Origin of the sequence: Pseudomonas fluorescens (assembly GCF_003732425.1) — a bacterium.
Classification (GTDB): Bacteria; Pseudomonadota; Gammaproteobacteria; order Pseudomonadales; family Pseudomonadaceae; genus Aquipseudomonas; species Aquipseudomonas fluorescens_BE.
In genome coordinates this window covers 274,779-296,696 of the sequence record NZ_MOBX01000001.1, presented here as the reverse complement: position 1 = coordinate 296,696, position 21,918 = coordinate 274,779, and the positions used below count along the sequence as shown (strand labels likewise).

At 55.3% G+C, this 21,918-nt stretch carries 26 protein-coding genes; all 26 read left to right on the top strand.

Annotation, left to right across the window (positions count from 1 at the left end; all coding sequences use genetic code 11):
* Window positions 1–104 precede the first annotated feature (104 nt).
* The 26 genes from rpoB (at window position 105) to rpmD (ending at window position 21,917) form a co-directional block, all read left to right on the top strand.
* Window positions 105–4,178 carry a DNA-directed RNA polymerase subunit beta gene (gene rpoB / locus BK670_RS01480; RefSeq protein ID WP_123448314.1) on the top strand — a complete coding sequence of 1,358 codons (4,074 nt, stop codon included), beginning with the start codon at window positions 105–107 and terminating at the stop codon, window positions 4,176–4,178.
* A gap of 64 nt (window positions 4,179–4,242) precedes the next feature.
* Window positions 4,243–8,442, top strand: a complete 4,200-nt coding sequence (rpoC, locus tag BK670_RS01475) for a DNA-directed RNA polymerase subunit beta' (RefSeq protein WP_025113548.1) — start codon at window positions 4,243–4,245, stop codon at window positions 8,440–8,442.
* Between the two features lie 215 nt (window positions 8,443–8,657).
* Entirely contained in the window at window positions 8,658–9,029 is a 372-nt protein-coding gene (rpsL, locus tag BK670_RS01470) for a 30S ribosomal protein S12 (protein ID WP_003186084.1), read from the top strand.
* Between the two features lie 107 nt (window positions 9,030–9,136).
* Complete coding sequence (gene rpsG, locus BK670_RS01465; RefSeq protein WP_007916467.1) at window positions 9,137–9,610, top strand: 30S ribosomal protein S7; 474 nt, start codon at window positions 9,137–9,139, stop codon at window positions 9,608–9,610.
* 30 nt (window positions 9,611–9,640) lie between these two features.
* The gene (gene fusA / locus BK670_RS01460; protein ID WP_064589462.1) at window positions 9,641–11,746 is read left to right on the top strand and encodes an elongation factor G; all 2,106 of its coding nucleotides are present in this window, start codon (window positions 9,641–9,643) and stop codon (window positions 11,744–11,746) included.
* 31 nt (window positions 11,747–11,777) lie between these two features.
* The gene (gene tuf / locus BK670_RS01455) at window positions 11,778–12,971 is read left to right on the top strand and encodes an elongation factor Tu (protein WP_024014521.1); all 1,194 of its coding nucleotides are present in this window, start codon (window positions 11,778–11,780) and stop codon (window positions 12,969–12,971) included.
* Window positions 12,972–13,128: 157 nt separating this feature from the next.
* Window positions 13,129–13,440 (top strand): 30S ribosomal protein S10, encoded by a 312-nt coding sequence (gene rpsJ, locus BK670_RS01450; protein WP_003186070.1) that lies wholly within the window; start codon window positions 13,129–13,131, stop codon window positions 13,438–13,440.
* 80 nt (window positions 13,441–13,520) lie between these two features.
* A complete protein-coding gene (gene rplC / locus BK670_RS01445) occupies window positions 13,521–14,156 on the top strand; it encodes a 50S ribosomal protein L3 (protein WP_123448313.1) in 636 nt (211 codons plus the stop codon).
* A gap of 12 nt (window positions 14,157–14,168) precedes the next feature.
* Entirely contained in the window at window positions 14,169–14,771 is a 603-nt protein-coding gene (gene rplD / locus BK670_RS01440; protein WP_003228735.1) for a 50S ribosomal protein L4, read from the top strand.
* Complete coding sequence (gene rplW, locus BK670_RS01435; RefSeq protein WP_002555488.1) at window positions 14,768–15,067, top strand: 50S ribosomal protein L23; 300 nt, start codon at window positions 14,768–14,770, stop codon at window positions 15,065–15,067. Before rplD ends, rplW begins: the two co-directional genes overlap by 4 nt.
* Before the next feature lie 14 nt (window positions 15,068–15,081).
* Window positions 15,082–15,906, top strand: a complete 825-nt coding sequence (gene rplB, locus BK670_RS01430; RefSeq protein ID WP_003228734.1) for a 50S ribosomal protein L2 — start codon at window positions 15,082–15,084, stop codon at window positions 15,904–15,906.
* 16 nt (window positions 15,907–15,922) lie between these two features.
* A complete protein-coding gene (rpsS, locus tag BK670_RS01425; RefSeq protein WP_011336172.1) occupies window positions 15,923–16,198 on the top strand; it encodes a 30S ribosomal protein S19 in 276 nt (91 codons plus the stop codon).
* A gap of 11 nt (window positions 16,199–16,209) precedes the next feature.
* Window positions 16,210–16,542 carry a 50S ribosomal protein L22 gene (gene rplV, locus BK670_RS01420; protein WP_003103908.1) on the top strand — a complete coding sequence of 111 codons (333 nt, stop codon included), beginning with the start codon at window positions 16,210–16,212 and terminating at the stop codon, window positions 16,540–16,542.
* A 13-nt stretch (window positions 16,543–16,555) separates the two neighbouring features.
* Window positions 16,556–17,242 carry a 30S ribosomal protein S3 gene (rpsC, locus tag BK670_RS01415; protein WP_003176422.1) on the top strand — a complete coding sequence of 229 codons (687 nt, stop codon included), beginning with the start codon at window positions 16,556–16,558 and terminating at the stop codon, window positions 17,240–17,242.
* 12 nt (window positions 17,243–17,254) lie between these two features.
* Window positions 17,255–17,668 carry a 50S ribosomal protein L16 gene (gene rplP, locus BK670_RS01410; protein WP_003228729.1) on the top strand — a complete coding sequence of 138 codons (414 nt, stop codon included), beginning with the start codon at window positions 17,255–17,257 and terminating at the stop codon, window positions 17,666–17,668.
* Window positions 17,668–17,859 (top strand): 50S ribosomal protein L29, encoded by a 192-nt coding sequence (gene rpmC / locus BK670_RS01405; RefSeq protein ID WP_002555481.1) that lies wholly within the window; start codon window positions 17,668–17,670, stop codon window positions 17,857–17,859. Before rplP ends, rpmC begins: the two co-directional genes overlap by 1 nt.
* Before the next feature lie 2 nt (window positions 17,860–17,861).
* Window positions 17,862–18,128 carry a 30S ribosomal protein S17 gene (gene rpsQ, locus BK670_RS01400; RefSeq protein ID WP_003194644.1) on the top strand — a complete coding sequence of 89 codons (267 nt, stop codon included), beginning with the start codon at window positions 17,862–17,864 and terminating at the stop codon, window positions 18,126–18,128.
* Between the two features lie 23 nt (window positions 18,129–18,151).
* Window positions 18,152–18,520, top strand: a complete 369-nt coding sequence (gene rplN / locus BK670_RS01395; RefSeq protein WP_002555479.1) for a 50S ribosomal protein L14 — start codon at window positions 18,152–18,154, stop codon at window positions 18,518–18,520.
* Window positions 18,521–18,531: 11 nt separating this feature from the next.
* Window positions 18,532–18,846, top strand: coding sequence for a 50S ribosomal protein L24 (rplX, locus tag BK670_RS01390; RefSeq protein ID WP_003186046.1), 315 nt, complete (start codon window positions 18,532–18,534; stop codon window positions 18,844–18,846).
* A gap of 20 nt (window positions 18,847–18,866) precedes the next feature.
* Complete coding sequence (rplE, locus tag BK670_RS01385) at window positions 18,867–19,406, top strand: 50S ribosomal protein L5 (RefSeq protein ID WP_003210069.1); 540 nt, start codon at window positions 18,867–18,869, stop codon at window positions 19,404–19,406.
* A 13-nt stretch (window positions 19,407–19,419) separates the two neighbouring features.
* Window positions 19,420–19,725: a 30S ribosomal protein S14 gene (rpsN, locus tag BK670_RS01380; protein ID WP_003228726.1), complete on the top strand. Its 306-nt coding sequence runs from the start codon at window positions 19,420–19,422 to the stop codon at window positions 19,723–19,725.
* 209 nt (window positions 19,726–19,934) lie between these two features.
* Entirely contained in the window at window positions 19,935–20,327 is a 393-nt protein-coding gene (gene rpsH / locus BK670_RS01375) for a 30S ribosomal protein S8 (RefSeq protein WP_007918458.1), read from the top strand.
* 12 nt (window positions 20,328–20,339) lie between these two features.
* Entirely contained in the window at window positions 20,340–20,873 is a 534-nt protein-coding gene (rplF, locus tag BK670_RS01370) for a 50S ribosomal protein L6 (protein ID WP_003176412.1), read from the top strand.
* 10 nt (window positions 20,874–20,883) lie between these two features.
* Window positions 20,884–21,234, top strand: coding sequence for a 50S ribosomal protein L18 (gene rplR, locus BK670_RS01365; RefSeq protein ID WP_003186037.1), 351 nt, complete (start codon window positions 20,884–20,886; stop codon window positions 21,232–21,234).
* Window positions 21,235–21,237: 3 nt separating this feature from the next.
* Window positions 21,238–21,738 (top strand): 30S ribosomal protein S5, encoded by a 501-nt coding sequence (rpsE, locus tag BK670_RS01360; protein ID WP_003186035.1) that lies wholly within the window; start codon window positions 21,238–21,240, stop codon window positions 21,736–21,738.
* Between the two features lie 2 nt (window positions 21,739–21,740).
* Window positions 21,741–21,917 carry a 50S ribosomal protein L30 gene (gene rpmD / locus BK670_RS01355; protein ID WP_003176408.1) on the top strand — a complete coding sequence of 59 codons (177 nt, stop codon included), beginning with the start codon at window positions 21,741–21,743 and terminating at the stop codon, window positions 21,915–21,917.
* Window position 21,918 lies beyond the last annotated feature (1 nt).

The window sequence follows — 21,918 nt, the reverse complement described above, 5'->3', positions numbered from 1 at the left end:
GTAACCACCCGGTGCGGTGGAGCAAACCATGGGGTTTGCACGATTTTCTGGCTGCTCCCGTCGGGAGGGGCCAAACAAGCAGGTGACCAAGCTGGGGAACGCTGATGGCTTACTCATATACTGAGAAAAAACGTATCCGCAAGGACTTTAGCAAGTTGCCGGACGTCATGGATGTGCCTTACCTCCTGGCCATCCAGCTGGATTCGTATCGTGAATTCTTGCAAGCGGGAGCGACCAAAGATCAGTTCCGCGACGTGGGCCTGCATGCGGCCTTCAAATCCGTTTTCCCGATCATCAGCTACTCCGGCAATGCTGCGCTGGAGTACGTCGGTTATCGCCTGGGCGAACCGGCATTTGATGTCAAAGAATGCGTATTGCGCGGTGTAACTTTCGCCGTACCTTTGCGGGTAAAAGTGCGCCTGATCATTTTCGACAAAGAATCGTCGAACAAAGCGATCAAGGACATCAAAGAGCAAGAAGTCTACATGGGTGAAATCCCCCTGATGACTGAGAACGGTACCTTCGTAATCAACGGTACTGAGCGTGTAATCGTTTCCCAGCTGCACCGTTCCCCGGGCGTGTTCTTCGACCACGACCGCGGCAAGACGCATAGCTCCGGCAAACTGCTGTACTCCGCGCGCATCATTCCTTACCGCGGTTCGTGGTTGGACTTCGAGTTCGACCCGAAAGACTGCGTGTTCGTGCGTATTGACCGTCGTCGCAAGCTGCCGGCATCGGTACTGCTGCGCGCGCTCGGCTATACCACTGAAGAAGTGCTGGACGCGTTCTACACCACCAACGTCTTCCACCTGAGCGGTGAAACCCTCAGCCTGGAACTGGTGCCATCGCGCCTGCGTGGTGAAATCGCGGTTCTGGACATTCAGGACGAGAAGGGCAAGGTCATTGTTGAAGCGGGCCGCCGTATTACCGCGCGCCACATCAACCAGATCGAAAAAGCCGGTATCAAGACCCTGGAAGTGCCTCTGGACTACGTTCTGGGTCGCACCACAGCCAAGGTCATCGTACACCCGGCTACCGGCGAAATCCTGGCAGAGTGCAACACCGAGCTGAACACCGAAGTCCTGGCAAAAATTGCCAAGGCGGGTGTGGTTCGCATCGAAACTCTGTACACCAACGATATCGACTGCGGTCCGTTCGTCTCCGACACCCTGAAGATCGACTCCACCAGCAACCAATTGGAAGCGCTGGTCGAGATCTATCGCATGATGCGTCCAGGCGAGCCGCCGACCAAAGACGCTGCCGAAACCCTGTTCAACAACCTGTTCTTCAGCCCCGAGCGTTATGACCTGTCTGCGGTCGGCCGGATGAAGTTCAACCGTCGTATCGGTCGCACCGAGATCGAAGGTTCGGGCGTGCTGTGCAAGGAAGACATCGTCGCGGTACTGAAGACTCTGGTCGACATCCGTAACGGTAAAGGCATCGTCGATGACATCGACCACCTGGGTAACCGTCGTGTTCGCTGTGTAGGCGAAATGGCCGAGAACCAGTTCCGCGTTGGCCTGGTACGTGTTGAGCGTGCGGTCAAAGAGCGTCTGTCGATGGCTGAAAGCGAAGGCCTGATGCCGCAAGACCTGATCAACGCCAAGCCAGTGGCTGCGGCGGTGAAAGAGTTCTTCGGTTCCAGCCAACTCTCGCAGTTTATGGACCAGAACAACCCGCTGTCCGAGATCACCCACAAGCGTCGTGTCTCCGCACTCGGCCCTGGCGGTCTGACTCGTGAGCGTGCAGGCTTTGAAGTCCGTGACGTACACCCGACTCACTACGGTCGCGTTTGCCCGATTGAAACCCCGGAAGGTCCGAACATCGGTCTGATCAACTCCCTGGCTGCGTACGCTCGCACCAACCAGTACGGCTTCCTGGAAAGCCCGTACCGTGTGGTGAAAGAGGGTGTGGTTACCGACGAGATCGTGTTCCTGTCCGCTATTGAAGAAGCCGATCACGTGATCGCGCAGGCTTCGGCGACCATGAACGACCAGAAAGTCCTGATCGACGAACTGGTAGCCGTACGTCACCTGAACGAATTCACCGTTAAGGCGCCTGAAGAAGTCACCTTGATGGACGTCTCGCCGAAGCAGGTAGTTTCGGTTGCAGCGTCGCTGATTCCGTTCCTCGAGCACGACGACGCCAACCGTGCGTTGATGGGTTCGAACATGCAGCGTCAAGCTGTACCAACCCTGCGCGCTGACAAGCCGCTGGTAGGTACCGGCATGGAGCGTAACGTAGCCCGTGACTCCGGCGTTTGCGTCGTGGCTCGTCGTGGCGGCGTGATCGACTCCGTCGACGCCAGCCGTATCGTGGTTCGTGTTGCTGATGATGAAGTTGAAACCGGCGAAGCTGGTGTCGACATCTACAACCTGACCAAATACACCCGCTCGAACCAGAACACCTGCATCAACCAGCGTCCGCTGGTGAGCAAGGGTGATCGCGTTCAGCGTAGCGACATCATGGCCGACGGCCCGTCCACCGACATGGGTGAACTGGCGCTGGGTCAGAACATGCGTATCGCGTTCATGGCATGGAACGGCTTCAACTTCGAAGACTCCATCTGCCTGTCCGAGCGTGTGGTTCAGGAAGACCGTTTCACCACGATCCACATTCAGGAACTGACCTGTGTGGCCCGTGACACCAAGCTTGGCCCAGAGGAAATCACTGCGGACATCCCTAACGTGGGTGAAGCTGCACTGAACAAGCTGGACGAAGCCGGTATCGTTTACGTAGGTGCTGAGGTTGGCGCAGGCGACATCCTGGTGGGCAAGGTCACTCCGAAAGGCGAGACCCAGCTGACTCCGGAAGAAAAACTGCTGCGTGCAATCTTCGGTGAAAAAGCCAGCGACGTTAAAGACACCTCCCTGCGTGTACCTACCGGTACCAAAGGTACTGTCATCGACGTACAGGTCTTCACTCGCGACGGCGTTGAGCGTGATGCTCGTGCTCTGTCGATCGAGAAGTCCCAGCTGGACGAGATCCGCAAGGATCTGAACGAAGAGTTCCGTATCGTTGAAGGTGCGACTTTCGAACGTCTGCGTTCCGCTCTGGTAGGCCACAAGGCTGAAGGCGGCGCAGGTCTGAAGAAAGGTCAGGACATCACCGACGAAGTTCTCGACGGTCTTGAGCATGGTCAGTGGTTCAAACTGCGCATGGCTGAAGATGCTCTGAACGAGCAGCTCGAGAAGGCTCAGGCCTACATCGTTGATCGCCGCCGTCTGCTGGACGACAAGTTCGAAGACAAGAAGCGCAAACTGCAGCAGGGCGATGACCTGGCTCCAGGCGTGCTGAAAATCGTCAAGGTTTACCTGGCAATCCGTCGTCGCATCCAGCCGGGCGACAAGATGGCCGGTCGTCACGGTAACAAAGGTGTGGTCTCCGTGATCATGCCGGTTGAAGACATGCCGCACGATGCCAATGGCACCCCGGTCGACGTGGTCCTCAACCCGCTGGGCGTACCTTCGCGTATGAACGTTGGTCAGATCCTTGAAACCCACTTGGGCCTCGCGGCCAAAGGTCTGGGCGAGAAGATCAACCGGATGGTCGAAGAGCAGCGTAAAGTCGCTGAACTGCGCACCTTCCTGGACGAGATCTACAACCAGATCGGCGGTCGTAACGAAGATCTGGACAGCTTCTCCGATCAGGAAATCCTGGATCTGGCGAAGAACCTGCGTGGCGGTGTTCCAATGGCCACCCCAGTGTTCGACGGCGCCAAGGAAAGCGAAATCAAGGCCATGCTGAAACTGGCAGACCTGCCGGAAAGCGGCCAGATGCAGCTGACTGACGGCCGTACCGGCAACAAGTTCGAGCGTCCAGTTACCGTTGGCTACATGTACATGCTGAAGCTGAACCACTTGGTAGACGACAAGATGCACGCGCGTTCTACCGGTTCGTACAGCCTGGTTACCCAGCAGCCGCTGGGTGGTAAGGCGCAGTTCGGTGGTCAGCGTTTCGGGGAGATGGAGGTCTGGGCACTGGAAGCATACGGTGCTGCTTACACTCTGCAAGAAATGCTCACAGTGAAGTCGGACGATGTGAACGGCCGTACCAAGATGTACAAAAACATCGTGGATGGCGATCACCGTATGGAGCCGGGCATGCCCGAGTCCTTCAACGTGTTGATCAAGGAAATTCGTTCCCTCGGCATCGATATCGATCTGGAAACCGAATAACACGTGACGCGAATCGAGAGCGGGGCAGGATTGCCCGCTCTCTGCTCCGCCAGGAGGAAAGGCCTTGAAAGACCTACTGAATTTGCTGAAAAACCAGGGTCAAGTCGAAGAGTTCGACGCCATCCGTATCGGATTGGCCTCGCCTGAGATGATCCGCTCGTGGTCGTTCGGTGAAGTTAAAAAGCCGGAAACCATCAACTACCGTACGTTCAAACCTGAGCGTGACGGTCTGTTCTGCGCCAAGATCTTTGGCCCGGTAAAGGATTACGAGTGCCTGTGCGGTAAGTACAAGCGCTTGAAGCACCGTGGTGTGATCTGCGAGAAGTGCGGCGTTGAAGTTGCACTGGCCAAGGTTCGTCGTGAGCGCATGGCGCACATCGAACTGGCTTCGCCGGTTGCCCACATCTGGTTCCTGAAATCGCTGCCGTCCCGTATCGGCCTGCTGATGGACATGACCCTGCGTGATATCGAACGCGTTCTCTACTTCGAGAGCTATGTCGTTATCGATCCAGGCATGACCACCCTTGAAAAAGGTCAGCTGCTGAACGACGAGCAGTACTTCGAAGCGCTGGAAGAGTTCGGTGATGACTTCGACGCCCGCATGGGTGCTGAAGCTGTCCGTGAACTGCTGCACGCTATCGACCTGGAACACGAGATTGGCCGTCTGCGTGAAGAGATTCCGCAAACCAACTCCGAAACCAAGATCAAGAAGCTGTCCAAGCGTCTGAAGTTGATGGAAGCCTTCCAGGGTTCCGGCAACCTGCCAGAGTGGATGGTGCTGACCGTTCTGCCGGTTCTGCCGCCAGATCTGCGTCCACTGGTCCCGCTGGATGGCGGTCGTTTCGCGACTTCCGACCTCAACGATCTGTATCGTCGAGTGATCAACCGTAACAACCGTTTGAAGCGCCTGCTGGATCTGTCCGCTCCGGACATCATCGTGCGCAACGAAAAACGTATGTTGCAGGAAGCTGTCGATGCTCTGCTCGACAACGGTCGTCGTGGCCGCGCTATCACCGGTTCGAACAAGCGTCCTCTGAAATCCCTGGCTGACATGATCAAGGGTAAGCAAGGTCGTTTCCGTCAGAACTTGCTCGGTAAGCGTGTTGACTACTCCGGTCGTTCGGTAATTACCGTAGGCCCGACCCTGCGTCTGCATCAGTGCGGTCTGCCGAAGAAGATGGCTCTCGAGCTGTTCAAACCGTTCATTTTCGGCAAGCTGGAAATGCGTGGTCTCGCGACCACCATCAAAGCGGCCAAGAAAATGGTCGAGCGCGAACTGCCAGAGGTTTGGGACGTTCTCGCTGAAGTGATTCGCGAACACCCGGTTCTTCTCAACCGTGCACCGACCCTTCACCGTCTGGGTATCCAGGCGTTTGAACCGGTACTGATCGAAGGTAAGGCTATCCAGCTGCACCCTCTGGTCTGCGCCGCGTACAACGCCGACTTCGACGGCGACCAAATGGCCGTGCACGTACCGCTGACGCTGGAAGCCCAGCTCGAAGCGCGTGCGTTGATGATGTCGACCAACAACATTCTGTCGCCAGCCAACGGTGAGCCAATCATTGTTCCGTCGCAGGACGTTGTATTGGGTCTGTACTACATGACTCGTGAAGCGATCAACGCCAAAGGCGAAGGTCGTGTATTCGCGGATCTGCAGGAAGTTGACCGTGTGTTCCGTGCCGGCGAAGCCGCACTGCACGCCAAGGTTAAAGTACGAATCAACGAAACCGTCAACGACCGTGACGGCAACAGCGTGAGCGGTACCCGTATCGTCGACACCACTGTCGGCCGTGCGCTGCTGTTCCAGGTTGTGCCAAAAGGTCTGTCGTACGACGTCGTCAACCTGCCGATGAAGAAAAAGGCGATCTCCAAGCTGATCAACCAGTGCTACCGCGTGGTTGGTCTGAAAGAGACCGTGATCTTCGCTGACCAGTTGATGTACACCGGTTTCGCTTACTCGACCATCTCCGGCGTTTCCATCGGTGTTAACGACTTCGTTATCCCGGACGAGAAAGCCCGCATCATCGGTGCTGCCACCGACGAAGTGAAAGAGATCGAGAGCCAGTACGCCTCCGGCCTGGTAACCCAGGGCGAGAAGTACAACAAAGTGATCGACCTTTGGTCGAAAGCGAACGACGAAGTTTCCAAGGCAATGATGGCCAACCTCTCGAAAGAGAAGGTTATCGACCGTCATGGCGTTGAAGTCGACCAAGAGTCTTTCAACTCGATGTACATGATGGCCGACTCGGGTGCGCGGGGTTCCGCAGCACAGATTCGTCAGCTGGCCGGTATGCGTGGTCTGATGGCCAAGCCGGACGGTTCCATCATTGAAACGCCGATTACTGCGAACTTCCGTGAAGGTTTGAGCGTACTTCAGTACTTCATCTCGACTCACGGTGCTCGTAAAGGTCTGGCGGATACCGCGTTGAAAACTGCGAACTCCGGTTACCTGACTCGTCGTCTGGTAGACGTGGCGCAGGATCTGGTTGTAACCGAGATCGATTGTGGCACCGAACACGGTCTGCTGATGACTCCGCACATTGAAGGCGGTGACGTTGTAGAGCCGTTGGGTGAGCGCGTATTGGGTCGTGTTATTGCCCGTGACGTATTCAAGCCAGGTACCGAGGACGTTATCGTTCCTGCAGGCACTCTGGTAGACGAGAAGTGGGTTGAGTTCATCGAGCTGAACAGCATCGACGAAGTGATCGTGCGTTCGCCGATCAGCTGCGAAACCCGCTATGGCATTTGCGCCAAGTGCTACGGCCGTGATCTGGCTCGTGGTCACCAGGTGAACATCGGTGAAGCGGTCGGCGTTATCGCTGCCCAGTCCATCGGTGAGCCGGGTACCCAGCTGACGATGCGTACGTTCCACATCGGTGGTGCGGCAAGCCGTACTTCCGCTGCCGACAGCGTTCAGGTGAAGAATGGCGGTACCGTCCGTCTGCACAACCTGAAGCACGTTGAGCGAGTGGATGGCCACCTGGTTGCTGTGTCCCGTTCCGGTGAGCTGGCAATCGCTGATGACTTCGGTCGTGAGCGCGAGCGTTACAAGCTGCCGTACGGTGCTGTGATTTCGGTTAAAGAAGGTGACAAGGTCGACGCTGGCGCAATCGTGGCCAAGTGGGATCCGCACACTCACCCGATCGTTACCGAAATGAAAGGTACCGTGACCTACGTGGGCATGGAAGAAGGCATCACGATCAAGCGTCAGACTGACGAATTGACCGGTATGACCAACATTGAAGTACTCGACGCGAAAGATCGTCCAGCTGCCGGTAAGGAAATCCGCCCAGCAGTGAAGATGGTCGACGACAACGGCAAGGATCTGTTGCTGCCAGGCACTGACGTAATCGCTCAGTACTTCCTGCCAGCCAACGCCCTGGTCGGTGTGGCGGACGGTGCGAAGATCGCGATCGGTGATGTTATCGCTCGTATCCCGCAAGAGACTTCGAAGACCCGCGACATCACCGGTGGTCTGCCGCGTGTTGCCGACTTGTTCGAAGCTCGTCGTCCGAAAGAAGCGTCGATTCTGGCTGAAGTCAGCGGCACCATCGCGTTCGGTAAAGAGACCAAAGGCAAGCGCCGTCTGGTTATTACCCCGAACGACGGTAGCGATCCGTATGAAGAGCTGATTCCGAAGTGGCGTCACCTGAACGTGTTCGAAGGCGAACAGGTAAACCGCGGCGAAGTTATCTCCGACGGTCCAAGCGATCCGCACGACATCCTGCGTTTGCTGGGTGTGAGCGCGCTGGCCAAGTACATCGTGAACGAGATCCAGGACGTTTACCGTCTGCAAGGCGTGAAGATCAACGATAAGCACATCGAGACCATCCTGCGTCAGATGCTGCGTAAAGTTGAGATCTCCGAGTCCGGCGATTCCAGCTTCATCAAGGGTGACCAGATGGAACTGACTCACGTACTGGTAGAGAACGAGCGTCTGGGCGCGGAAGACAAGTTTGTCTCCAAGTTCACTCGCGTTCTGCTGGGTATCACCAAGGCGTCGTTGTCCACCGAATCGTTCATCTCGGCGGCTTCCTTCCAGGAAACCACCCGCGTACTGACCGAAGCGGCAGTCACCGGCAAGCGCGATTACCTGCGCGGCCTGAAAGAAAACGTAGTCGTGGGTCGTCTGATCCCGGCTGGTACCGGTCTGGCGTATCACAGCGAGCGTAAGCGTCGTCGTGATGCTGACAAGCCGTTGCGCGTAAGCGCCAGTGAAGTGGAAGCTGCACTGACCGAAGCGCTGAACTCGAGCGGTAACTGAGTTCTGCGGTAAATGAGCTGAGGCCCTGATCGCTCCGTTCGTCGAATCGAGACATATTGTCAAGGTTCGACGGGCGGGGAGGTCGGGGCCTTGCCTTGACTGGGGGCAAGATCCTCTTTAGACTCTTGATCCCCTAAATTTGGCGGGAATTCGTTCCTGCCATTTTGCTTTTCTTGCAAGACAATAGCGTCGCAAGACAACAGTGGAGCTAGTAGATGGCAACTATCAACCAGCTGGTACGTCAGCCGCGTAAGCGTATCGTCGAGAAATCCGACGTACCTGCGCTGCAGAACTGCCCGCAACGTCGTGGCGTGTGCACCCGTGTGTACACCACTACGCCGAAAAAACCTAACTCGGCACTGCGTAAAGTATGCCGTGTGCGCCTGACCAACGGTTTCGAGGTTTCCTCGTACATCGGTGGTGAAGGTCACAACCTGCAAGAGCACAGCGTGGTACTGATCCGCGGCGGTCGTGTAAAAGACTTGCCAGGTGTTCGTTACCACACCGTTCGCGGCTCCTTGGATACTTCCGGCGTTAAAGGCCGTAACCAGGGTCGTTCGAAGTACGGTACCAAGCGTCCGAAGTAATCGGCCGTTTTGCAGATTTTCATTTTATTGAGTCGATAAGAGTAAGGTCGGGCACGCATCCATTGGATCTGTCCCGAGCTAACCTGAAGACCGCTTGAGGGCTTATCATGCCAAGACGTCGCGTAGCAGCAAAGCGTGAGATTCTGGACGATCCGAAATACGGAAGCCAGATCCTCGCCAAATTCATGAACCACGTTATGGAAAGCGGCAAGAAAGCCGTTGCCGAGCGTATCGTTTATGGTGCCCTGGAAACCGTTGCGACCCGTAAGGCTGGCACCGATCCCCTGGAACTCTTCGAAAAAGCACTCGACGCCATCGCTCCGCTGGTCGAAGTGAAGTCGCGCCGCGTTGGTGGTGCTACTTACCAGGTTCCGGTCGAGGTTCGTCCTTCCCGTCGTAACGCTCTGGCAATGCGCTGGTTGGTAGACTTCGCCCGTAAGCGTGGCGAGAAGTCTATGGCTCTGCGTTTGGCTGGCGAACTGCTGGATGCTGCTGAAGGTAAAGGTGCTGCTGTTAAGAAGCGTGAAGACGTGCACCGTATGGCTGAAGCCAACAAAGCTTTCTCGCACTACCGCTTCTAATTTTAGCTTCACTAATTTTGCGAGGGCTTTATGGCTCGTACTACTCCGATTAGCCGCTACCGTAACATCGGTATCGTCGCTCACGTGGATGCTGGTAAAACCACCACCACCGAGCGCGTCCTTTTTTACACCGGCAAAAGTCACAAAATGGGCGAGGTGCATGATGGCGCCGCGACCACAGACTGGATGGTGCAGGAGCAGGAGCGTGGTATTACCATTACTTCTGCTGCTATTACCGCCTTCTGGAAAGGTTCCGAGAAGCAGTACCCGCATGAGCACCGCTTCAACGTAATCGATACCCCGGGCCACGTAGACTTCACCATTGAAGTTGAGCGTTCCCTGCGCGTACTCGACGGCGCTGTCGTTGTGTTCTGTGGTACTTCGGGTGTTGAGCCGCAGTCGGAAACCGTATGGCGTCAAGCCAACAAATACGGCGTTCCACGTCTTGTTTACGTAAACAAGATGGACCGTGCTGGTGCCAACTTCCTGCGCGTGATCGGTCAGATCAAGCAGCGTCTGGGTCACACTCCGGTGCCGATCCAGTTGGCTATCGGTTCCGAAGACAACTTCCAGGGTCAGATCGATCTGATCAACATGCAAGCTGTCTACTGGAACGACTCTGACAAAGGTATGGTCCCTGTTCGCAAGGACATTCCTGCTGAGCTCCAAGAGCTGGCGGAAGAGTGGCGCAACAACATGGTTGAAGCTGCTGCCGAAGCCAACGAAGAGCTGATGAACAAGTACCTGGAAGGCGAAGAGCTGTCGATCGAAGAGATCAAAGCTGCTTTGCGTCAGCGTACTATCGCCGGCGAAATCGTTCTGGCTGTTTGCGGTTCTTCGTTCAAGAACAAGGGCGTTCCCCTGGTTCTCGACGCCGTTATCGACTTCCTGCCTGCTCCTACCGATATTCCTGCTATCAAGGGTTCCAACCCTGATAACGAGGAAGAGGAAATGGAGCGTCACGCAAGTGATGACGAGCCGTTTGCTGCTCTGGCGTTCAAAATCGCTACCGACCCATTCGTGGGTACCTTGACCTTCGTCCGTGTTTACTCGGGCGTGTTGAACTCCGGCGACGGCGTAATCAACTCGGTTAAAGGCAAGAAAGAGCGTGTGGGTCGTATGGTGCAAATGCACGCAAACGCCCGTGAAGAGATCAAGGAAGTACGCGCTGGCGACATCGCGGCCCTGATCGGCATGAAGGACGTCACCACTGGTGAAACCCTCTGCAACGCTGATAAGCCAATCATCCTGGTTCGCATGGACTTCCCGGAGCCGGTTATTTCGGTTGCCGTAGAGCCTAAGACCAAGGATGACCAGGAAAAAATGGGTATCGCTCTGGGCAAACTTGCTCAGGAAGACCCGTCTTTCCGCGTTAAAACTGATGAAGAGACTGGTCAAACGATCATCTCCGGCATGGGCGAGCTGCACCTGGACATCCTGGTTGACCGGATGCGCCGTGAGTTCAACGTCGAAGCCAACATCGGCAAGCCTCAGGTTTCGTATCGTGAGCGCATCACGAAGAACTGTGAAATCGAAGGCAAGTTCGTTCGTCAGTCCGGTGGTCGCGGCCAGTTCGGTCACTGCTGGATTCGTTTTGCTCCTGCTGACGAAGGTCAGGAAGGTCTGCAATTCGTGAACGAAGTTGTAGGTGGTGTGGTTCCTAAGGAATACATCCCGGCTATCCAGAAGGGTATCGAAGAGCAGATGAAGAACGGCGTTGTTGCCGGCTATCCGCTGATCGGCCTGAAGGCTACCGTGTTCGATGGTTCTTACCACGACGTCGACTCCAACGAGATGGCGTTTAAGGTGGCTGCTTCCATGGCGACCAAGCAACTGGCCCAAAAGGGCGGTGGTGAGTTGCTCGAGCCGATCATGGCGGTAGAGGTTGTTACGCCTGAAGACTATATGGGTGATGTTATGGGCGACCTTAACCGTCGTCGCGGCATGATCCAGGGTATGGAAGACACAGTGTCCGGCAAGGTTATCCGTGCCGAGGTTCCACTGGGTGAGATGTTCGGTTATGCGACCGACGTTCGTTCCATGTCCCAGGGTCGCGCAAGCTACTCTATGGAATTCAAAAAATACGATACGGCTCCGTCGCACATCGTCGAATCCGTAACCAAAAAACAAGGCTGATTCAGCCCCTTTAGGCTAGGAGTTAATTGTCGTGGCTAAAGAAAAATTTGATCGTTCCCTACCGCACGTCAACGTTGGCACCATCGGTCACGTTGACCACGGTAAAACCACTCTGACCGCTGCTCTGACTCGCGTCTGCTCCGAAGTTTTCGGTTCGGCCGTAGTTGAATTCGACAAGATCGACAGCGCTCCAGAAGAAAAAGCTCGCGGTATCACCATCAACACCGCTCACGTTGAGTACAACTCGACTATTCGTCACTACGCTCACGTTGACTGCCCAGGTCACGCTGACTACGTGAAGAACATGATCACTGGTGCTGCCCAGATGGACGGCGCGATCCTGGTTTGCTCGGCCGCTGATGGTCCGATGCCACAAACCCGTGAGCACATCCTGCTGTCCCGTCAGGTAGGCGTTCCGTACATCGTGGTTTTCCTGAACAAGGCTGACCTGGTAGACGACGCTGAGCTGCTGGAACTGGTTGAGATGGAAGTTCGCGACCTGCTGTCCACCTATGACTTCCCAGGCGACGACACTCCGATCATCATCGGTTCGGCTCGTATGGCTCTGGAAGGCAAAGACGACAACGAAATGGGCACCACTGCCGTTCGTAAGCTGGTAGAAACTCTGGATACCTACATCCCAGAACCAGTTCGTATGATCGACAAGCCATTCCTGATGCCAATCGAAGACGTATTCTCGATCTCGGGTCGCGGTACTGTTGTGACTGGTCGTATCGAGCGCGGTATCGTTCGCGTTCAAGATGCACTGGAAATCGTTGGTCTGCGTGACACCACCACCACCACCTGCACCGGTGTTGAAATGTTCCGCAAGCTGCTCGACGAAGGTCGTGCTGGCGAGAACTGCGGCGTTCTGCTGCGTGGTACCAAGCGTGACGACGTTGAGCGTGGTCAGGTTCTGGTTAAGCCGGGTTCGGTTAAGCCGCACACCAAGTTCACCGCAGAAGTTTATGTTCTGAGCAAGGAAGAAGGCGGTCGTCACACTCCGTTCTTCAAAGGCTACCGTCCACAGTTCTACTTCCGTACTACTGACGTGACTGGTAACTGCGAGCTGCCAGAAGGCGTTGAAATGGTAATGCCAGGTGACAACATTCAGATGACTGTTACCCTGATCAAAACCATCGCGATGGAAGACGGTCTGCGTTTCGCTATCCGTGAAGGCGGTCGTACCGTCGGCGCTGGCGTCGTAGCTAAAATCATCGAGTAATCTCTTTTATAGAGTTTGCTTGTTGACTTGAAAAAGCCCCCGCTGAGCGGGGGCTTTTTTATTGGGTTGACACCTATCTGGCGCGTCTATAGAATTGCGCCTCCTTTTAACGGGCGTATTGCGCCCGGTGGGAATAGCAGCCGGAGTCTGAAATCCAATGCAAAATCAGCAAATCCGTATCAGGTTGAAGGCTTTCGACCATCGCCTGATCGACCAATCAACCCAGGAAATCGTGGAAACCGCGAAACGTACTGGTGCTCAAGTGCGTGGTCCAATTCCACTGCCTACCCGTAAAGAGCGGTTCACCGTTCTGGTTTCTCCGCACGTCAACAAAGACGCGCGCGACCAGTACGAAATCCGCACTCATAAGCGCGTTCTGGACATCGTCCAGCCAACGGATAAAACCGTTGATGCTCTTATGAAGCTTGATCTTGCGGCCGGTGTGGAAGTGCAGATCAGCCTCGGCTAAGACTCGGTCTTAGTCGTGTAACGCTCTGAAATGGGCGGCCATAGCGGGTGAAAGCCCCGTACACTCATGAGGTTTACAACATGACTATTGGTGTAGTCGGTCGTAAATGCGGTATGACCCGTATTTTCACCGAAGAAGGTGTCTCCATTCCGGTCACGGTCATTGAGATCGAGCCGAATCGCGTCACCCAGTTCAAAACTGAAGAGACCGATGGCTATCGTGCAGTGCAAGTCACTGTCGGCGAGCGTCGTGCTTCGCGTGTAACAGCAGCTCAAGCTGGCCACTTCGCTAAAGCGAACGTTGCCGCTGGTCGCGCCACCATGGAATTCCGTCTTGAAGAAGGCGAGTACCAGGCTGGCGATCTGATCAACGCTGAAATCTTCGCCGCTGGCCAACTGGTTGATGTAACCGGTCAGTCCAAAGGTAAAGGCTTCCAGGGTACGATCAAGCGTTGGAATTTCCGCGGGCAAGATAACACCCACGGTAACTCCGTATCCCACCGCGTCCCAGGCTCTATCGGCCAGTGCCAGACTCCTGGTCGTGTATTCAAGGGCAAAAAAATGTCCGGTCATATGGGCGCTGAGCGCGTGACCGTGCAGTCCCTGGAAGTAGTGCGCGTGGACGCTGAACGCAATCTGTTGTTGGTCAAGGGCGCTGTTCCTGGCGCTACTGGCGGCAACCTGGTTGTACGTCCAGCAGCCAAGGCTCGCGGTTAAGGGGAAGCTGACATGCAATTAAATGTAAATGACGCTCAAGCGATCGAAGTTTCCGAACTGACATTTGGCGGCGAATTCAACGAGACGCTGGTTCACCAAGCAGTCGTGGCCTACATGGCTGGCGGCCGTCAAGGTAGCAAGCAGCAGAAGACCCGTTCCGACGTTCGTGGTGGCGGCAAGCGCCCATGGCGTCAGAAAGGTACTGGCCGTGCTCGTGCCGGTACTATCCGTAGCCCAATCTGGCGTGGCGGCGGTACCACTTTCGCAGCTCGTCCTCAGGATCACTCCCAGAAGCTGAACAAGAAGATGTATCGCGCAGCAATGCGTTCCATCCTTGCTGAGCTGGTGCGTACTGATCGTCTGGTCGTGGTTCAGGATTTCGCTGTTGAAACTCCGAAAACCAAAGATCTGCTGGGCAAGCTGAACAACATGAGCCTGACCGATGTTCTCATCGTGTCGGACGCTGTTGATCAGAACCTGTACCTGGCTGCTCGTAACCTGCCGCACGTAGATGTACGTGACGTTCAAGGTTCCGATCCAGTTAGTCTGATCGCATACGACAAGGTGTTGATCACCGTGTCGGCCGTGAAGAAATTCGAGGAGCTGCTGGGATGAACCAGGAACGCGTATTTAAAGTTCTGCTTGGCCCGCACGTTTCCGAGAAGGCTACGGTTCTGGCAGACAAGAAAGGCCAGTTCGTTTTCAAGGTTGCTACTGATGCAACCAAGCTGGAAATCAAGAAGGCCGTCGAAAGCCTGTTCAGCGTGAAAGTAGAGCGCGTCACTACCCTGAATGTTCTGGGTAAGAGCAAGCGCACTGCTCGCGGTCTGGGCAAGCGTAATGACTGGAAGAAGGCAGTTATCTCCCTTCAGCCAGGCCAAGATCTCGATTTCAGCAGCAGTGCTGAGTAAGGAAGGGGTGCATCATGGCAATCGTTAAATGCAAACCGACTTCCCCTGGCCGCCGTTTTGTGGTCAAGGTGGTCAACCAGGAGCTGCATAAAGGCGCTCCTCACGCACCGCTGCTCGAGAAAAAATCGAAGACTGGTGGTCGTAACAACAATGGCCGTATTACCACTCGTCACATCGGTGGTGGTCATAAGCAGCATTACCGTATGGTCGATTTCCGTCGCAACGACAAAGATGGCATCGTCGCCACTGTCGAGCGTATCGAATACGATCCAAACCGTACTGCTCACATCGCACTGCTCTGCTACGCAGACGGCGAGCGCCGCTACATCATCGCCCCTAAAGGCGTGAGCGCTGGCGACCAGCTGATCGCAGGCGCTCTGGCTCCAATCAAGCCAGGCAACGCTCTGCAACTGCGCAACATTCCAGTCGGTTCTACCGTACACGGCATCGAATTGAAGCCAGGTAAAGGTGCACAGATCGCTCGTTCCGCTGGTGCTTCGGCTCAGCTGATCGCTCGTGAAGGTGTCTACGTGACCCTGCGTCTGCGTTCCGGTGAAATGCGTAAAGTCCTGGCTGAATGCCGTGCGACCCTGGGTGAAGTCTCGAACTCCGAGCACAGCCTGCGTTCGCTGGGTAAAGCTGGTGCCAAACGCTGGCGTGGCGTTCGCCCAACCGTTCGTGGTGTTGCCATGAACCCGGTTGACCACCCACATGGTGGTGGTGAAGGTCGTACCTCTGGTGGTCGTCATCCGGTATCGCCATGGGGCTTCCCGACTAAGGGCGCGAAGACTCGTGGTAATAAGCGTACCGACAAAATGATCGTCCGTCGTCGCAAGTAAATAGAGGGATACGACAGTGCCACGTTCTCTGAAAAAAGGTCCTTTTATTGATCTTCACCTACTGAAGAAGATCGAAGTGGCGGCGGAAAAGAACGATCGCAAACCAATTAAAACCTGGTCGCGTCGTTCGATGATCCTGCCACAAATGGTCGGTTTGACCATCGCAGTACACAACGGTCGTCAGCACGTCCCAGTTCTCGTTAACGAAGACATGGTCGGCCACAAACTGGGCGAGTTCGCCGGTACCCGCAACTATCGCGGGCACGTGGCTGACAAGAAAGCCAAGCGTTAAGGGGTAAGGAAATGGAAGTAGCCGCTAAGTTGTCGGGCGCTCGAATCTCCGCCCAGAAAGCCCGCTTGGTCGCCGACCAGATCCGCGGGAAGAAGGTGGGCGAAGCGCTCAACCTGTTGGCTTTCAGCAGTAAGAAAGCCGCCGAGATCATGAAGAAAGTGCTGGAGTCGGCCGTAGCCAACGCCGAGCATAACGAAGGCGCAGACGTTGATGACCTGAAGGTCAGCACCGTTTTCGTCAACGAAGGGCGTTCGCTGAAGCGCATCATGCCACGTGCCAAAGGCCGTGCTGATCGCATCGTCAAGCGGTCTTGCCATATCACTGTCAAGGTTGCTGACAAGTAACGGAGTCGAAGAGATGGGTCAGAAAGTACATCCCATTGGCATTCGCCTGGGAATCGTCAAGGAGCACACCTCCGTCTGGTACGCAGACGGTCGGACTTATGCGGACTACTTGTTCGCAGATCTGAAAGTGCGTGAGTATCTCCAAGACAAACTAAAAAGCGCGTCCGTAAGCCGTATCGATATCCATCGTCCGGCTCAAACTGCACGCATCACCATCCACACCGCTCGTCCAGGTATCGTTATCGGGAAGAAAGGTGAAGATGTTGAGAAACTGCGTCAGGACCTGACCAAGCAAATGGGTGTGCCTGTGCACATCAATATCGAAGAGATCCGCAAGCCGGAGCTCGACGGTATGCTGGTTGCGCAGAGCGTAGCTCAGCAGCTGGAGCGTCGCGTAATGTTCCGTCGCGCTATGAAGCGCGCAGTACAGAACGCCATGCGCATTGGTGCCAAAGGCATCAAAATCCAAGTGAGCGGTCGTCTCGGCGGTGCTGAAATCGCACGTACTGAATGGTATCGCGAAGGTCGTGTGCCATTGCACACCCTGCGTGCCGACATCGACTATGCCAACTACGAAGCTCACACCACTTACGGTGTGATCGGTGTAAAGGTTTGGATCTTCAAAGGCGAAGTTATTGGTGGTCGCCAAGAAGAACTGAAACCACAAGCACCAGCGCCTCGTAAAAAAGCTGCTAAGTAAGGGGTACGCCAAATGTTGCAACCAAAGCGTACGAAGTTCCGCAAGCAGATGACCGGCCACAACCGTGGTCTGGCACTGCGCGGTAGCAAAGTCAGCTTCGGCGAGTTCGCGCTGAAGTCTGTTGCTCGTGGTCGTCTCACCGCTCGTCAGATCGAGTCAGCGCGTCGTGCTCTGACCCGTCACGTAAAACGTGGCGGCAAGATCTGGATCCGTGTATTCCCGGACAAGCCGATCTCCAAAAAGCCTCTCGAGGTTCGTATGGGTAAAGGTAAGGGTAACGTGGAATACTGGGTTGCCCAGATTCAGCCAGGCAAAGTCCTGTATGAAATCGAGGGTGTTTCTGAAGAGCTGGCGCGTGAGGCTTTCGCCCTGGCTGCTGCAAAGCTGCCGCTCGCCACCTCCTTTGTTAAACGGACGGTGATGTGATGAAAGCGAATGAACTTCGTGAAAAATCCGCACAGCAGCTGAACGAGCAACTGCTCGGCTTGCTGCGCGACCAGTTCAATCTGCGCATGCAGAAAGCAACTGGCCAGTTGGGGCAGTCTCATCTGCTCTCGCAAGTTAAGCGTGACATCGCTCGCGTGAAGACTGTGCTCAACCAGCAGGCAGGTAAGTAATCATGGCTGAAGCCGAAAAAACTGTCCGTACGCTGACTGGCCGTGTTGTCAGCGACAAGATGGACAAAACCATCACCGTTCTGATCGAGCGTCGCGTAAAGCACCCGATCTACGGTAAATACGTTAAGCGTTCGACTAAGCTGCACGCGCACGACGAAACCAATCAGTGCCACATCGGCGACAAAGTCACTATTCGTGAAACTCGTCCGATGGCCAAGACCAAGTCTTGGGCGCTGGTTGATGTTCTCGAACGCGCTGTGGAAGTCTAAGGGCTAGGGGTCGGAGAAATTATATGATTCAGACTCAATCCATGCTCGATGTGGCCGATAACAGCGGCGCTCGCCGTGTTATGTGCATCAAGGTGCTGGGTGGCTCCCATCGTCGTTACGCTGGTATCGGTGACATCATCAAAGTTACCGTAAAGGAAGCAATTCCGCGCGGTAAAGTGAAAAAAGGCCAAGTGATGACTGCTGTTGTAGTCCGCACTCGTCACGGCGTACGTCGTGCTGATGGCTCCATTATCCGCTTTGATGGCAACGCTGCTGTTCTTCTGAACAACAAGCAAGAGCCGATCGGCACCCGTATCTTTGGGCCAGTGACCCGTGAACTTCGTACTGAGAAGTTCATGAAGATCGTCTCGCTCGCCCCAGAAGTGCTGTAAGGAGATCCGACATGCAAAAGATTCGTCGTGACGACGAGATCATCGTGATCGCCGGCAAAGACAAAGGTAAGCGCGGTAAGGTGCTGAAGGTTCTTGCTGACAACCGTCTGGTTGTTGGTGGTCTGAACCTGGTCAAGCGCCATACCAAGCCTAACCCGATGTCGGGCGTACAGGGCGGTATCGTCGAGAAAGAAGCGCCACTGCACGCTTCCAACGTCGCCATCTTCAACGGCGAAACCAACAAGGCTGACCGCGTTGGTTTCAAAGTAGAAGACGGTAAGAAAATTCGTGTCTTCAAGTCGACCCAAAAAGCGGTTGATGCTTGAACACTGCTAGGTAGAAGACCATGGCACGACTAAAAGAGATTTACCGGAAGGAAATCGCTCCGAAACTTAAGGAAGAACTTAAGCTTTCGAACGTGATGGAAGTTCCGCGCGTTACTAAAATCACCCTGAACATGGGTCTGGGCGAAGCGATCGGCGACAAAAAAGTCATCGAACACGCTGTTGCTGACCTGGAAAAGATCACCGGCCAGAAAGTCGTTGTGACCTACGCTCGTAAATCCATCGCTGGCTTTAAAGTCCGTGAAGGATGGCCGATCGGCGTCAAAGTGACCCTGCGCCGTGAGCGTATGTACGAGTTCCTGGATCGTCTGCTGTCGATCTCCCTGCCTCGGGTTCGCGACTTCCGCGGCCTGAATGCCAAGTCCTTCGATGGTCGTGGTAACTACAGCATGGGCGTGAAAGAGCAGATCATTTTCCCGGAAATCGACTACGACAAGATCGATGCTCTCCGCGGTCTGGACATTACCCTGACCACCACTGCCAAGAACGATGATGAAGGCCGCGCTCTGCTGCGTGCTTTCAAATTCCCGTTCCGCAACTGATTGGAGTAGGAAAATGGCCAAGAAGAGCATGAAAAACCGTGAGCTGAAGCGTCAGCTCACTGTTGCCAAGTACGCCACCAAGCGTGCAGCGCTGAAAGCTATCATCGTTGATCTGAACGCAAGTCCAGAAGCGCGTTGGGAAGCTACCGTAGCTCTGCAGAAGCAACCACGTGACGCAAGCGCTTCGCGCATGCGTAACCGTTGCCGCCTGACTGGTCGTCCGCACGGCGTTTACCGCAAGTTCGGCCTTGGCCGTAACAAGCTGCGTGAAGCTGCAATGCGTGGTGACGTACCAGGTCTGGTTAAAGCCAGCTGGTAATTGTTGTCAAAGTCTCGATGTTCGGGTTCGCAAGAACCTGACCATCGGTGGCCTTGAATCTGAATCAAGCCCCTTTTGGGGCTTGATTCATTTCTGGGGTGTGTCTAGAATGACCGGCTCGCCTGAGCCCGTGTTTTTCACGCCCGGAAGTTCTCGGCGACAAGTAGTAGCCGCAAGGCTAATTTTTCTGTATTAGGAGCGTCTAGCCCATGAGTATGCAGGACCCGTTAGCGGACATGCTAACTCGAATCCGTAATGCCCAGATGGCTGAAAAGTCTGTCGTAAGCATGCCGTCTTCCACGCTGAAGGTGGCTGTAGCAAAAGTCCTGAAGGACGAAGGTTACATCGCGGATTTTCAGATCACCACCGACGCTAAGCCGTCGTTGTCCATCGAGCTGAAGTACTTCGAAGGCCGTCCGGTTATCGAAGAAGTGAAGCGCGTTAGTCGTCCAGGCCTGCGTCAGTACAAGTCCGTTGAAGATCTGCCGAAAGTTCGTGGCGGTCTTGGCGTGTCTATCGTCTCCACCAACAAAGGTGTGATGACGGATCGTGCTGCGCGCGCTGCCGGTGTCGGCGGCGAAGTTCTTTGCACTGTGTTCTAAGGGGGGATAAGCATGTCTCGCGTCGCTAAGAACCCCGTTAAGCTGCCAGCCGGTGTCGAAGTAAAATTCGCAGGCCAACAGCTTTCGGTGAAGGGTGCCAAGGGTACTCTTGAACTGAACATCCATTCGTCCGTTGAGATCGTTGAAGAAGCTGGTGAGCTGCGTTTCGCTGCTCGCAATGGCGATCAACAAACTCGCGCAATGGCCGGTACCACGCGTGCGTTGGTAAACAACATGGTCCAAGGCGTAAGCCAAGGCTTCGAGCGTAAGCTCCAGCTGGTCGGTGTTGGTTACAAGGCGCAAGCAAAAGGCACGGTTCTGAACCTGGCCCTTGGCTTCTCGCACCCAGTGGATTACGAACTGCCGGAAGGCATCACCGCTGAGACTCCTAGCCAGACCGATATCCTGATCAAGGGCATCGACAAGCAGCTGGTAGGTCAAGTGGCCGCTGAGATCCGCGACTTCCGTCCACCAGAGCCATACAAAGGCAAAGGTGTGCGCTACGCGGACGAAGTCGTCCGTCGTAAAGAAGCCAAGAAGAAGTAGGGCATAGCAAATGACCGACAAAAAAGTTACTCGACTGCGTCGCGCTCGCAAAGCACGCCTGAAAATGCACGAACTCGAAGTCGTGCGTCTCTGCGTGTTCCGCTCGTCGCAGCACATCTACGCCCAGGTCATCTCGGCCGACGGCAACAAAGTCCTGGCAAGCGCCTCGACTTTGGATAAAGAACTGCGTGATGGCGCCACTGGCAACATCGACGCGGCCACAAAGGTTGGCCAGCTGGTCGCTACGCGTGCTAAGGCCGCTGGCGTCTCGCAAGTGGCTTTCGACCGCTCTGGCTTCAAGTACCACGGCCGCGTTAAAGCGCTGGCTGATGCTGCTCGTGAAGCTGGGCTGGAGTTCTAAGTTATGTCAAATAACGACCAAAAGCGCGACGAAGGCTACATTGAGAAGCTGGTTCAAGTTAACCGCGTAGCCAAAACCGTTAAAGGCGGCCGTATCTTCACTTTCACCGCGTTGACCGTGGTTGGTGATGGTAAAGGGCGTGTTGGCTTCGGCCGTGGCAAGTCGCGTGAAGTGCCTGCTGCGATCCAGAAGGCAATGGAAGCTGCTCGCCGCAACATGATCCAAGTTGATCTGAACGGCACCACTCTGCAGTACGCAATGAAGTCCGCTCACGGCGCTTCGAAGGTGTACATGCAGCCTGCTTCTGAAGGTACCGGTATCATCGCTGGCGGCGCTATGCGTGCTGTCCTCGAAGTTGCTGGCGTTCAGAACGTTCTGGCCAAGTGCTATGGCTCGACTAACCCGGTAAACGTGGTTCACGCCACTTTCAAAGGTTTGAAAGCTATGCAGTCTCCTGAATCCATTGCCGCCAAGCGTGGCAAAAGCGTCAAGGAGATCTTCTGATCATGGCTACCGTTAAAGTAACGCTGATCAAAAGCATGACCGGCCGCATCCCTAACCACAAACTGTGCGTTAAGGGTCTGGGTCTGCGTCGCATCGGTCACACTGTAGAAGTCCAGGATACTCCCGAGAATCGCGGGATGATCAACAAGGCTTACTACATGCTGCGTGTCGAGGGTTAAT